The sequence below is a fragment of the Xenorhabdus bovienii genome, from assembly GCF_024721015.1.
Lineage (GTDB): Bacteria > Pseudomonadota > Gammaproteobacteria > Enterobacterales > Enterobacteriaceae > Xenorhabdus > Xenorhabdus bovienii.
In genome coordinates this window covers 1-12,897 of sequence record NZ_JANAIF010000034.1, presented here as the reverse complement: position 1 = coordinate 12,897, position 12,897 = coordinate 1, and the positions used below count along the sequence as shown (strand labels likewise).

Below are 12,897 nucleotides of genomic sequence, written 5' to 3'. Positions count from 1 at the left end.
TAGGACATTACCAATTAATAGTCTGGCGAGCTGAATAAAAATGGCCGTGTTGTTCTCTGCCCTTATCTAAGGCCAGCCAAACAACCGTATCAGCACCTTCGGCAGCAGAATTGGGTGCCTGTTCTGAACTAATTTGGCTATCTAAGTCAGTTCTGCACCAACCCGGGCTGCATACACTGACAGAAATCTTCGAATCACGAAATTCTTTCGCCCATTGTAAAGCGAGCATGTTCAGAGCGGCTTTGGAGGCTCGATAAGCTGGACCTTCGATTCTGTTGTATTTCGAATGCGGGTCAGCGGCTTGAGATAAAGCGGCAAGATCGGTAGATAAGAAAATGAGTCGAGCTTCTTCTGAACGAGAGAGCAGGGGTAAAAAGGCTTGGGTGATGAGCCAGGGGCCAACCAAATTGACCGTCAGACTTTTATGGATGTCATCCAGAGAGGTTTCGCTGGGTTTTTGGATTGAATCCAGAAAAACGCCAGCATTATTAATCAGTATATCAAGGGTTGTATTGGTGCTGAGCAGTAAATTTGCCGCAGATTTTATGGATTCTGGATCTGTGACATCCAAATGAAGCAAATCGGCGGTTATTCCCATTTGGGTCAATTGTAAAACACTGTGCTCAAGCGCAGGTATATCACGGCCTGAAAGGATTACCCGATGGCCTCGTTCACCCAATTTTTTAGCAATTTCAAATCCGATGCCTCTGTTGGCACCCGTAATTAAGCAAGTTTTCATATTAATTTCCTTCTTCAGTTACCATTGAATTATCTTCAGGCATACGATCTCTGATTTTTCTTTTGAGTTTTTTCCCTGTGACTCCGAGATCGTTGTCAGCGGATTGATAAACAATATTGTCGATCAATGGCCATTGTTTTTCCTGATGACAGGCGTTGATTTTTTGTAACAGTGTGGCCGGCGAAATTTCGTGCCCTGCTTTCAGCTCGACGATAGCCGTTGTCTGTTGATCGCCATTGGGCAGGGAAGTAGCGACGATGCTGATATCAAAAATACTATCAATATTTTTCAACAGCCACTCTTCACATTGGGTACTGTAAAGTGGCCCTTGGGGAGTCTTAATCCAATCTGATGTACGATCAACGTGGTAAAAGAAACCGTCGTTGGTACGGTAAACCAAATCACCTGTTAACCAATAACCATTAACCCGGTTTTTCTCGGTCAGGAGATGGTTATTCCAGTAACCCATGGTTACTGATTTTGAAATAACGCCCAACATACCTACTTGGTTATTGGGGAGAACATTTCCGTCTGCATCAAGTATGGCAGCATCAACCCAGGAAAAAGGTATTCCAATACAACGATCATATCTGTCTGTTTTTGGTTGATGAATATTTCTGAACATGGCAAATGCGAATTCTGAAGAGCCAAGATTGTCGATGAAAAAAGATCCACGCTCTTTTTTGCCATCAACGAAATGATGACCATAAGAAATCAGCTTTCGTATATGGGGTTCGTGATTCGCGTCACCCGTGGAAACCCAGTGGGAAATAGAATCAAGATCCCAGTCATTGAGGTCTTCTCTGCATAGATCAACAAATATTTTGGGAAAAGCAGCAACGGTGTCAGGTTTGATTTGTTCAATGGAATCTAAAATGTCAAAAGCGGTTTTCTTTGATTGAATATGTATTGCTGCACCTCGTGTCAATGTCAACATGATCAATGTCATTGAGGCTCCGTGAGAGTGCGGGAACATGGATAATATTTGTTTTCCGCGTTGCTTACTGACTTCTTTCAAAATACCGTGAAACATAGATTCATGGGTAAAAATAACTGGCTTTGGCAAACCAGTTGTGCCGGAAGTATGCCCTAACAGAATAATATCGTCTGCATGATGCTGGTAATAGCTTGAAATGGGTTTTTTTAATAAATTCAGTTCTTTGGGAGTAATAAACTGGATGTCAGTAGATTTATCATCCAGTGAGTTAATCCTTTCTTCCGTTGAAATAATAAATTTTGTTCCGCTATTACGCATAAACGACATAGCAATATGACTACTGAGATCGCCATTCACAAAAATAGGGAACGAGCCTATATTGTTCAGTGCAATAAAATGAATTAAATAGTCAATAGTATCATCAAAATATAATGCCACGGGTTCACGTTTTTGGATGCCTAGCGCAATATAAGCTCCTGACAATTGATCTGATATCTTAACAAGATCATTGATTTCAAACTGTGATTTTTCTTCTTCTGGATTATCATATGTTGGTACATCACATGTTATTTTTGGGCTCATTCCTCGTTCACTAAAATAGTTATTGAGGTGGTGAATAAAGTTACCGGCACCAATATTTTTCGAGCTAATAATCTTTTTTATTTCTTCTGGTGTAATCATTGGTCAATATCTCCTTGAATATCAATATATAAAATAATTTACTACATTATGATTATTTGTGAAACTATATAATTTATGGCAGATATATAGCTACTGATATTGCCAGTGGGGATTATTGTATGCTATTCATCGGCTTCCATTCTTGTGTTATTTTGATGAAATTTTTAAGCATATCCAGTCCGAAATCAGAGAGAATAGATTCAGGGTGGAATTGTACTCCATATATAGGAAAATCATTATGTTTGAGTGCCATAATGTCATTGTATTCATCACATGACCTTGCTGTCACTGTTAAACATTCCGGCAAGTCATCTACTACCAATGAATGATAACAGCCAACTTTGATATCTTGGGGTAAATTGGCAAATAAGTTTTTATTATTATGGGTGATTGTTAAAGTGTGACCATGATACACTTTATTGGCTCTGAGAACTTGCCCACCAAATTCTTGTGCTATACATTGATGACCAAGGCAAATACCTAAAATTGGAATTTTCCCAGCAAAATGTTGAATGGCAAGTGTTGATATTCCTGCTTCATTCGGGGTACAAGGGCCGGGTGAAATAATTAATCCAGTCGGATTATGTTGTTCTATATATTCTAAGGTAATTCGATCATTTTTTTTGACTAAAACCTCTATACCAAGCATACCCAAATATTGGGCGATATTGTAAGTAAAGGAGTCATAGTTATCTATAATGAAATACATGATTTATTTCCTATACCATTTCATAAAGAAAATTGCTCTGCTTGATATGCTGCATGCATCATCATGCTATTTTTTTCGATCGTTTCTTGCCACTCACGTTCCGCTCTGGAGGCATCGATAATTCCAGCACCAGCCTGTACATACAGTTGTCCCTGATGAAGTAACCCTGTCCGGATGGTAATAGCGAGATTAATATCGCCGTTCCAAGTGATGTAACCTAAGCAACCACCATAAACGCCCCTGCCATAGGGTTCTAATTCATGGATGATCTCCAGTGCTCGGATTTTGGGTGCTCCACTGAGTGTTCCCGCAGGAAAAGTGCTACTGATGACGTCTATTTCATCGATACCATCCATTTTTTCACCGGATACTTCCGACACAATGTGCATAACGTGAGAGAAATACTCAACACTTAACAGGTTATTGACCGTCACACTGCCTGTTTTAGCTACGCGTCCAATATCATTGCGTGCCAGATCGACAAGCATAATGTGTTCGGCAATTTCTTTATTATCTGCAAGTAGCTCGGCTTTCAGTGCATCATCTTCTTGCTGGTTCATGCCACGATGCCGAGTTCCTGCCATCGGATGGCTGATCAATTTGTTTTGATGCAGGGAGACCATCATTTCAGGGGATGCGCCAACAACATGGCTATCTTCGACATTCATCAAATAACAGTACGGCGTGTTTGTCATACTGGTTAGTGTTTGATAAAGCTGTATGGCATTGGCTTTTAATGGTCGTGACATGGCTTGGGATAAAACAACCTGCATGGCATCACCTGCCTTGATGTACTCCTTGATCTTGTTGACGGCCATTTGAAAGTCATGCTGTGGAAAATGAGACTTCATGTCCTTGAACCAAGTCGTTCTATCGGTGGTAGTAGAAGGACTGAAGTTAGCCTGTTGTTGATAGGGGATCTTTTCCAGTTCACTGATAATCTGGTTTATTCTTAGATTTGCATCAGCAAAATTTTGGGATTCAGTGGGTTTTGCATGGACAATGACATAGATGAGATCATTTCTATGGTCTACAACGATCAATTCTTGACTGACTATTTGTAATATGTCCGGTAAATCAATTAATGTTTTTTTACGTGTATTGGCTTGGAGCTTAGGCTCGATAAGCCGTGTGGTTTCAAAGCCAAAATAACCAAACAACCCACCAGCATAATTGGGTAATTGATCAATTTTTGGCACGCGATAGCTTGCCAGTATTTGCCGCAGGGCATCCAGCGGGGGAATATCTGTTATATAAGTCGGAGCATTATTCTCGTCAAATACTTTGATTGAATAATCTTTAATTTCGATCCGTTGATGGCATGGAAGCCCAACAATAGAATAGGTTGCCCTATATTTATCCTCATGTTTTTCAGATAATTCGAAAAGATAACTATAGCTTTTGTTGGCTAAGGCTTCGTAAATGCTAATAGGAGATATCTGTGTTTTTTTGATATTTTTCCATACTGGCACCAAATTATATCCTTCTTCACCATAAGCAAGAAATTCATTAAGATTGAGCATAATTAATTCTCCGAGGATGAGAAGACATATTTTCGTCAGTAATTTTTTGGCGAGCGATTTCGATCATCGACTTACGGTCAATTTTACCGTTTCCATTCAGTGGGAATTGTTCTAAGTTGAGATAAACATAGGGATGTTTATAACTTTCCACTTGGTGGCTGATAAAATTGGCTATCTGTTGACTGATGGCTTCAAATTCACTGGAAGAAGTTTTCAGACATAAAACAGGTCTGCATTCTTGGGTGCTATCCATCCAGGGGATCATAAATGCATCACCAATTTCTGGGAAAGCGGAATGGACGAGTTTTTCTATTTCTACCGGCACCAACCAGCGCCCCAATACTTTGAACTGTTCATCTTCACGGCCGTGATAATAAAGGAATCCTTCTTCGTCTTGCGAAAATAGATCGCCAGTGCGATACCAACCGTTGGAAAACTTGATATTTGTATCTTGATGGTTATTCCAATATCCCAGGGCTAAGGATTCTGAACTCAGCATAAGCACGCCAGTTTCCCTAGCCGGAAGAGCTTTTCCATCTTTATCAACAATCTTTCCTGTACACCCGGCAATAAATTTTCCAATGCTGCCCGAACGAGATGGATGGCCATAAGTTGTCGCAAAAGCATGGCATGCTTCAGTTGCGCCAAATGCATCATGTATGACGATATTGAGCCGCTGAAACCAGGATTCTTTTAACGGTGCAGGTAACATTGAGCCAGAAGAAACGACCAAGCGAAGATGGCAATATTGTTTAAATTCAGCATCTTCAAGTAACAAACGAAATATCATCGGCCCCGCCAAAAGAACCGTTGGCTGAAATTTTTTGATATTGCTCGTAACTCTTGTTATTGAAGGCCAAAGGCTATCTATAATTGCAGTGGCACCGATATATAGCGGGAAAAATAGGGTATTTCCCATACCATAACCAAAAAATGTTTTTGGTGTTGAATAGATAATGTCTGTTGTAGTTAAACCTAATTGATGTTTGGAAAAATGTTCACAGGAAGACAAAATTGATGTAACGCTGTGAATAACTCCCTTGGGTTTTCCAGTCGATCCTGAGGTATATTGAATGAAAGCAGGCTCAAGATGGGTTTTTTCCAAAAAATCATGCCATTTATCATTGGTGTTTTCAGGCATCCAATCACAGAATGCCGAAAGATCGGCACTCCTTTTAATACGGATAGTATTTTCTTTCGCTTCAGGTGCGATAGATATTTCATTATCCTCATCGAGGAAAATAAAGGGGGTATCAAATTCACCCAGTATGTAATTAAGAGTATTAGCTGGTAATTTCGGGTTAATAACGACCGGTAACGCTCCAATTGCTAAACTGGCAAAGAAAATAATAGCTAATTCCCGGCTGTCATTGAGACAGAGGATGACTGCTGTATTTTTTTCTATTTTTTTTAACGACATAGCAGAAGCACTTTTTTGGACAAAAAATGCAAGCTGGGAATAACTCAATGAGCCGTCTGGTCCGATAAAACAATCTTTATCAAGAGATGAGTTTTCCATAACAAATCGTTGCGCTAAATTTATTGATTTAGTTGTGCTAACAATAGCTTCAAGTGTAGGAAATGTGGCTAATGACATAATAAATCACCTTCTTCATTAATTATTCTAATTCTTCACGAAGTGCGATGTTACCAATATTTTGTAATAATGGGGCATTCTCACAAGCAATATAAAGGCATTTATCCTGACCCATATTACTATGTTTATGTTCGACCCAGGATGGGATATAAATAGCATCTCCTCCTGACCAAGCAACATCATTATTTCCTATTTTTGATACGCCATTTCCTTCAATGATATAGATGACAGTTTCATAATTATGTCGATGTAGATTCGTCGATTGTTCGGCGTCAAGATGGCCTAATGTCATACTGATGGTTTTAGTAGGCAAATTGACGATATTGACTTTATGTTTTCTTTCTGCTGAAAATTGATTTTCACCATGACTATTACTGTTGATGACATCTTTATGAATCAATTTCTCAGGAATAGAAGGTGTTGGTTTGTAGTTGACACGCCAAAAATCAGCAGAATGAAAGGAAAGATCATTTTTTTGATTATTTAAGTCGGCCTTTTCTGCGTTGTTCTTACGAACGACTTCACTCTCCCAGACACTATCCAGCATTTTTACGCGATTTCTTATCATTTCACTGCCAATATTGATGGCTTTGAGGCGTAATGATTCGTCCTGACTAGTGAGTCTATCTATGATTTCAAACATTTTAATAGCATGATCTTCATCTTCTTCAATATGGAGTGTGAAGAATTCTGTTGCATTTTTATTGTAATTCAACGTCATTAAACGATTTAATACGGGCTTATAAATTAAGGGAACGATAGCTTCAGCGCCAAGGCACATGGCTGACAGACCCTCTAATGGATCATCTGAAAGACAGAAAGAAAACATAGCGTCAACCATAGCGGTTGTATTTTCAAAAGGCTTTTGACTATTGATATCAGCACCGACAGTTTTCAATGTTCTCTGAAAAAGCTCAGCGTGAGTGATCTTGTTTTCATCCTCTAATCCCATTTCTTCCAGTAAATTATGAAGAAGATCTTTTATATCTTCAAATACGTCTAATTTACTTATAAGCGCGATTAAATAACGTGTAAAATGACGAGAATAATAGCAGTGTTGAATTAGGAATGTTTTTAACATTTCTTCACTGGCTGTACTGTCATTAAATGACTGGAGTACAGGGTGATCTGTCAATTTTTTTAATTCTTTTTCATCAAGCCAGTCAGACCAGATATTAACTGTATTTTCTGTGGAAATATTAGCCATACTTTCTTTAATATCTGTTTTTATGATTGAATTCATTATTGACCCTCTGGTTTTTTAATTAAAAATTACGCTCCAATAAGAAATTGGAATTTATTTCCCAAGTTTTTCTCATCGTTATTTTGGTTGTTAATTTATTTATGTTAATTTTTATTTATAATTTCCTTCAGTATATTTATTTATTTATCACTTACCTACCAATAGGCGACACTACCTAAATGCTAGCTTTGATGCTCGCATGTTAAGTGAGGGTGTCATTGCGCGCATTATATTGGTTAAAAAAATGTTAATATGTCACCTAAAAATGGTGACAAAAAATAAAATGATAAAAAATGGTTTTATTATTTAATAGATTATGAATATCTTGAAATTAAGTATTTATAAAACAATGAGTTAATGAGATATATTAAAATATGAAACTACTATTTTAAATATTATTCGTAGACTGAATTAAGGAAGGCTGTGTATCGCTGTCGGATAAACACATTTGATATTGATAAGAGTATCAAATGTGCAGATTGATGGTTTATTAAACTATAAATATCGCAAAGTCTTCTGCCAGATCGGTATTGGGGAATATTTCCCGACATTCCGCCAATAATCGCGGGCAATCTTCTATACCATAACGTCCGCTGATATGTGTTGCAATAAAGTGTTTTGCTTTGGCATCGCGTGCCAGTGTCGCCGCTTGCTTTGTGGTGGAATGCCCATTGTGATTGGCTTTTTCGGCAAGTGCATCTTCCAGAGTAATTTCATGCACCATCACATCAACATTGGCTGCCAGTTTCAGTGCTTCGGGGGTTGGTGTCGTATCGCCGAAAATGGCCAGCGACTTACCGGAAATCGGCGCACCCAGATAATCTTTGCCACACACCGTACGGCCATCTTCTAATGTCACCGTACCGCCTTGTTTTAAGACCTGCATCCACGGGCCACGAGGAATATTATCCTGATTAAGTTTCTGGGTATCCAGACCACCGGGTTTGTCATGTTCTTCAATGCGATAGCCATAGCATTCCACGCGATGGTTAAGGGCGTAAGCCGTGGCTTTCAACTCGCCATCATCAAACAGCAGTCCGGATTGCACTTCGACAATATCCAGTGGATAAGTGAGGAAGGAGCCGCTCAACTGCAATGCGGTTTCTACAAACTGCCGTATTCCCTTTGGCCCGTATAGCATCACGGGATCGGTGGAGCCGCCCATCGAACGGCTGCACAGTAACCCCGGCAGGCCAAAGATATGATCGCCATGTAGATGGGTGATAAAGATCTTCTCCAGTTTCGGGATCTTGATGGAGGAGTTGAGGATCTGGTGCTGTGTTCCCTCACCACAATCAAACATCCATAGTGTATTGCGGATACCCCGTAAATCCAGAACCAGACTGGTGACATTGCGCTCTTTCGTCGGAACACCCGCGCTGGTGCCTAAAAATTTCAGTTCCATCTTATTCTTCTCCTAATCATGTTGAATGCTATCCCAGTCCAGACCGAATCGGGCAAGGTACTTGCGTAATCTATCGGCATCATTGGGCTGCTTCTTTTGTTGGCGGGAAACGGCGAACAGCTTGCGGCCTGCTTCGGATAAACTGGCAGATTCATGGCAAACTTTAGTGACCGTTTCCAACTGTTGGCGGTCAAACAGATCAACTTCCGGCAAATGATTCGGCAGCAGGGAAGAGAGCCTATTATCCTGCCAATTCTGTTTGAGCCGCATAATTTCCTCTTCAACTAAATGCTGATTGATGCGTCCGTTTTCGGCGAATGTTGCCATACGTGCGACGGATGCACCTAACTCGCGGAAGTTGCCCCGCCATTGCGCCTGTTCTGAACAGGAAAAATGCAGGTAAATCAGTCGCGCTTCCTTATCGAAGCGAATCTGTGTCTGCTGCATCTGTGCATATCGGGCAAGTTCATACTCAATGTTCGGCTCAATATCTTCACGACGCTGCGCCAGACCGGGGAGTTGATAAGTCCACATATTGATACGGGCGTACAGATCTTCACGAAATTTCCCTTGTGCCACCCAATCGCGCAGATCGCGGTGAGTACCGGCAATTAACTGAAAATCACTGTGAACTTCTTTATCAGAGCCATAAGGCAGGAAGCTTTTCTCTTCAATGGCCTTCAGCAACATAGCCTGCTCATCCAACCCCAGTTCTGCCACTTCGTCAAGAAACAAAATGCCGCCATCGGCTTCACGCAGTAGCCCTGTACGCGGCTGAATGGCACCCGTAAACGCCCCTTTAACATGACCAAACAGCGTGGACATCGCATTATCACCGCGCAGGGTCGCGCAGTTTACTTCCACAAAACGGCCTTGAATCAAATGGCGAGATTGCCGCAACTGATAGATCCGGCGAGCCAGAAAAGACTTGCCCGCGCCCGTTGGCCCCATCAGCAAAATTGGGGCGGAAGAACGCAGGGCGACACGTTCAACTTGGTCGATCAAGCGGTTGAAATTAGCATTGCGTGTGGCGATACCCGATTTCAGAAATGCGACCTGTTCTTGCTGTTCATGCAAAAAGCGGCTGGTCAGAGTGGTATAGCGGCTGAGATCCAAATCGATAATGGTGTAGATGCCTTCAGGATGGCTCTCGCGATCGCCATTTTTAGGGGAGGTCTGGAGCAACTGGGCGGGCAGATAACGGGCTTCGGTCAACAAAAACCAGCAAATTTGGGCGACGTGTGTGCCTGTTGTGATATGCACCAGATATTCTTCGTTTTCAGTATCAAAAGGATAACGAACGGCAAAATCAAGCTGCGCGGTATAGGCTTCTTCAAAATCCCACGGGTCTTCAATTTTGAGCTCCTGCAATACCACTTCCGTTTTTGGCGAAGTCTCTGCGATATCCTCCTTCACTCTTTGTGCTAAACCATAGTCATTGGTTTGGTAGAGCAGTTCCAGCCTGTCAATCGGCAACTCCGCTTGCTGGCACATACCAATCGTAGGGCGCCATTTTGTCCAGCGATTGGCCTTTTTACCCCGTCTATCCAACTTCGTACCCAAAACCCCAATGGCAACTCTGCGTTTCATGCTCTTCCCTGTGATTGGATTATCTAATTTTATAAACAACGATATAAAAAGATAAGAAAAACTGACTGTAAAAACAATCACCAAAAACAAGTGAAAATAAAAATAATTAATTTTCAAATAGATAAGAAATATTCCTGCTTTTTTCAAAGTTGGCACGTAATTGGCAATAACTCGTATGTGGGAACCCGTTTACTGTTGAATACCGCGAAAGTGATGGAAAGCATCGCTGAACGAATCAATCAAATTTCGGTATATGGCGGTTTAGATCAAGTTCTAAATGGGCTGGTACAAATTAAAGGAGAACAAAAATGACAACAACTGAAATGAAAACCAACGCTTATAACTTATTGACGCAAGAAAATGGCGCTCAAGTAAAAATGTGGACTCACGGAGTTCCGGTTGATCCGAAAGCTATTACCCAATTGCAGAACACGGCCAAGATGCCTTTTGTATTCAAACATCTGGCGGTAATGCCGGATGTCCATGTCGGTAAAGGATCGACTATCGGTAGCGTGATCCCAACACGCGGAGCCATTATACCCGCAGCGGTTGGCGTGGATATCGGTTGTGGAATGATTGCCGTGCGTACTTCCCTGGTGGCATCAGATTTGCCGGATAGTTTGCTGAATATCCGTCATGCCATCGAAGCGGCTGTACCACATGGGCGTACTGTGAACCGTGGTGGTCGTGATAAGGGTTCTTGGCATCGTGCGCCGGAAATTGTGGATCAGCATTGGGCGACGTTGGCGGATGGTTTCAAATGTATTACCGATAAATACCCAAAATTACTGAACACCAATAACCATCAGCATTTGGGAACACTGGGAACTGGTAACCATTTCATCGAATTGTGCCTTGATGAAACAGATCGTGTCTGGGTGATGCTGCATAGCGGTTCCCGTGGGGTGGGTAACGCTATCGGTAACTTATTTATTTCATTGGCGCAGAAAGATATGCAGCAGCATATTGCGAACCTGCCAGACCGTGATTTAGCTTATTTCGAAGAAGGCAGCCGTTATTTTGATGATTACATGGAAGCGGTTGGTTGGGCACAGGATTACGCTCGCCAAAACAGGGAAGTGATGATGCACCGCGTGCTTGAAGCCTTGTCACGCGAGATCCCAAAACCGTTTACAACACAGGAGGAAGCCGTGAACTGCCACCATAACTACGTCCAGCGTGAACAGCATTATGGTGAAGAGGTTTTGGTGACACGTAAAGGGGCGGTATCTGCCCGTAGAGGCCAGATGGGGATCATTCCGGGTTCAATGGGCGCGAAAAGCTATATCGTCCGTGGCCTTGGAAACGAAGAAAGTTTCTGTTCATGCAGCCACGGAGCGGGGCGCGTAATGAGCCGTACTGAGGCGAAAAAACGTTTCACCGTAAGCGATCAAAAGCGCGCAACTGCACATGTGGAATGCCGTAAAGACAGCGATGTCATTGATGAGATCCCAATGGCGTACAAAGATATTGATGCAGTGATGGAAGCTCAGTCATCGCTGGTGGAAATTGTGCATACCCTGCGTCAGGTGGTTTGCGTAAAAGGATAAAAACAGTCATAGGAAAATAGAAGTAATGGAGAGGAAAACAACCGCGGTTAGCCCTGCTATGCACACCCGCGTTAAACAAGAATTGGCGGACATAGAGAAAAGGTATGGCGTGCGGGTACTCTACGCCTGTGAATCCGGCAGTCGCGGGTGGGGCTTTGCCTCACCCGACAGTGATTACGATGTGCGGTTTATTTATGTTCATCCCGTGGACTGGTATCTCACCGTAGAAGCAGGGCGGGATGTGATTGAACTGCCGATCAGCGATGAGCTGGATATCTGCGGATGGGAACTGCGTAAGACACTAAAGTTACTGAAACAGGCGAACCCAACGTTAATGGAATGGTTGGATTCGCCGATTATTTATAAAGCAGATCCGGCCGCCACTAATGGATTAAAAACGATGGTGCCGCATTTCTTTTCGGATATCAAAGCGCGCTACCACTACCTTTCGATGGCGAAGAAAAACTTTCGTGGTTATCTGCAAGGTGAAAAAATTCGGCGTAAAAAATATTTTTACGTATTGCGCCCGTTGCTTGCTGTACGCTGGATCGAAATGGGCAAGGGCGTACCACCGATTGACTTTGAAACGCTGGTGGCAGTTACAGTTGATGATCCTCAATTGAAAGCGGAAATTGGTGATCTATTGCGGAGTAAAAGATCAGCGAATGAGTCAGAATATGGCCTGCGTAAGCTGAGGGTTCACGCCTTTATTGAATCAGAACTTGATGAAACATTGTCTCGTTGCGAACTCAAGGATAAGCGTGAACGCAGTCATGTACTACTGGATGATTATTTAAGGCGTTGGGTGATGAAACGCGTATAAAGAGACACCTTTAAACAAGGGAATTCAGATACCGTCTCAGTCATTAAACTGCAAGCGGTATTTCTGCGTTAAATAATGTGCCTGATTTCATCACGCCATA

The 12,897-nt window shown here is 41.9% G+C and carries 10 protein-coding genes and 1 pseudogene; 3 read left to right on the top strand and 8 right to left on the bottom strand.

Annotated elements, in window-relative coordinates:
* Positions 1 to 7: 7 nt before the first annotated feature.
* From NXS07_RS10740 to rtcR, 8 genes are all read right to left on the bottom strand, one after another.
* Positions 8 to 739: an SDR family NAD(P)-dependent oxidoreductase gene (locus tag NXS07_RS10740; protein ID WP_051862966.1), complete on the bottom strand. Its 732-nt coding sequence runs from the start codon at positions 737 to 739 to the stop codon at positions 8 to 10.
* 1 nt (position 740) lies between these two features.
* Positions 741 to 2,357, bottom strand: a complete 1,617-nt coding sequence (locus tag NXS07_RS10735; protein ID WP_038222981.1) for a class I adenylate-forming enzyme family protein — start codon at positions 2,355 to 2,357, stop codon at positions 741 to 743.
* A gap of 112 nt (positions 2,358 to 2,469) precedes the next feature.
* Entirely contained in the window at positions 2,470 to 3,066 is a 597-nt protein-coding gene (locus tag NXS07_RS10730; protein WP_038222979.1) for an anthranilate synthase component II, read from the bottom strand.
* Between the two features lie 20 nt (positions 3,067 to 3,086).
* Positions 3,087 to 4,589 carry an anthranilate synthase component I family protein gene (locus tag NXS07_RS10725; RefSeq protein ID WP_038222977.1) on the bottom strand — a complete coding sequence of 501 codons (1,503 nt, stop codon included), beginning with the start codon at positions 4,587 to 4,589 and terminating at the stop codon, positions 3,087 to 3,089.
* Positions 4,576 to 6,186, bottom strand: a complete 1,611-nt coding sequence (locus NXS07_RS10720) for an AMP-binding protein (protein ID WP_038222976.1) — start codon at positions 6,184 to 6,186, stop codon at positions 4,576 to 4,578. The genes NXS07_RS10725 and NXS07_RS10720 overlap by 14 nt, the downstream gene beginning before the upstream one ends.
* Positions 6,187 to 6,208: 22 nt before the next feature.
* The gene (locus NXS07_RS10715) at positions 6,209 to 7,429 is read right to left on the bottom strand and encodes an iron-containing redox enzyme family protein (RefSeq protein ID WP_071827770.1); all 1,221 of its coding nucleotides are present in this window, start codon (positions 7,427 to 7,429) and stop codon (positions 6,209 to 6,211) included.
* A 490-nt stretch (positions 7,430 to 7,919) separates the two neighbouring features.
* Complete coding sequence (gene rnz, locus NXS07_RS10710) at positions 7,920 to 8,834, bottom strand: ribonuclease Z (protein ID WP_038218730.1); 915 nt, start codon at positions 8,832 to 8,834, stop codon at positions 7,920 to 7,922.
* Between the two features lie 12 nt (positions 8,835 to 8,846).
* Positions 8,847 to 10,424 carry an RNA repair transcriptional activator RtcR gene (rtcR, locus tag NXS07_RS10705; protein WP_258086722.1) on the bottom strand — a complete coding sequence of 526 codons (1,578 nt, stop codon included), beginning with the start codon at positions 10,422 to 10,424 and terminating at the stop codon, positions 8,847 to 8,849.
* 183 nt (positions 10,425 to 10,607) lie between these two features.
* On the opposite strand from rtcR, the pseudogene NXS07_RS22190 reads away from it, so the two are divergent.
* The 3 genes and pseudogenes from NXS07_RS22190 to NXS07_RS10695 all read left to right on the top strand — a co-directional run.
* Positions 10,608 to 10,736, top strand: a pseudogene (locus NXS07_RS22190) (slipin family protein); the annotation flags it as partial.
* 11 nt (positions 10,737 to 10,747) lie between these two features.
* Positions 10,748 to 11,974, top strand: coding sequence for an RtcB family protein (locus NXS07_RS10700; protein ID WP_038223083.1), 1,227 nt, complete (start codon positions 10,748 to 10,750; stop codon positions 11,972 to 11,974).
* 25 nt (positions 11,975 to 11,999) lie between these two features.
* Complete coding sequence (locus NXS07_RS10695; RefSeq protein ID WP_238126495.1) at positions 12,000 to 12,797, top strand: nucleotidyltransferase domain-containing protein; 798 nt, start codon at positions 12,000 to 12,002, stop codon at positions 12,795 to 12,797.
* The last annotated feature ends 100 nt before the right edge of the window (positions 12,798 to 12,897 follow it).

Bases quoted from the DNA above. Each gene is read 5' to 3' on its own strand.
- NXS07_RS10740 (WP_051862966.1), bottom strand. From the start codon at position 739: ATGAAAACTTGCTTAATTACGGGTGCCAACAGAGGCATCGGATTTGAA.
- NXS07_RS10735 (WP_038222981.1), bottom strand. From the start codon at position 2,357: ATGATTACACCAGAAGAAATAAAAAAGATTATTAGCTCGAAAAATATT.
- NXS07_RS10730 (WP_038222979.1), bottom strand. From the start codon at position 3,066: ATGTATTTCATTATAGATAACTATGACTCCTTTACTTACAATATCGCC.
- NXS07_RS10725 (WP_038222977.1), bottom strand. From the start codon at position 4,589: ATGCTCAATCTTAATGAATTTCTTGCTTATGGTGAAGAAGGATATAAT.
- NXS07_RS10720 (WP_038222976.1), bottom strand. From the start codon at position 6,186: ATGTCATTAGCCACATTTCCTACACTTGAAGCTATTGTTAGCACAACT.
- NXS07_RS10715 (WP_071827770.1), bottom strand. From the start codon at position 7,429: ATGAATTCAATCATAAAAACAGATATTAAAGAAAGTATGGCTAATATT.
- rnz (WP_038218730.1), bottom strand. From the start codon at position 8,834: ATGGAACTGAAATTTTTAGGCACCAGCGCGGGTGTTCCGACGAAAGAG.
- rtcR (WP_258086722.1), bottom strand. From the start codon at position 10,424: ATGAAACGCAGAGTTGCCATTGGGGTTTTGGGTACGAAGTTGGATAGA.
- NXS07_RS10700 (WP_038223083.1), top strand. From the start codon at position 10,748: ATGAAAACCAACGCTTATAACTTATTGACGCAAGAAAATGGCGCTCAA.
- NXS07_RS10695 (WP_238126495.1), top strand. From the start codon at position 12,000: ATGGAGAGGAAAACAACCGCGGTTAGCCCTGCTATGCACACCCGCGTT.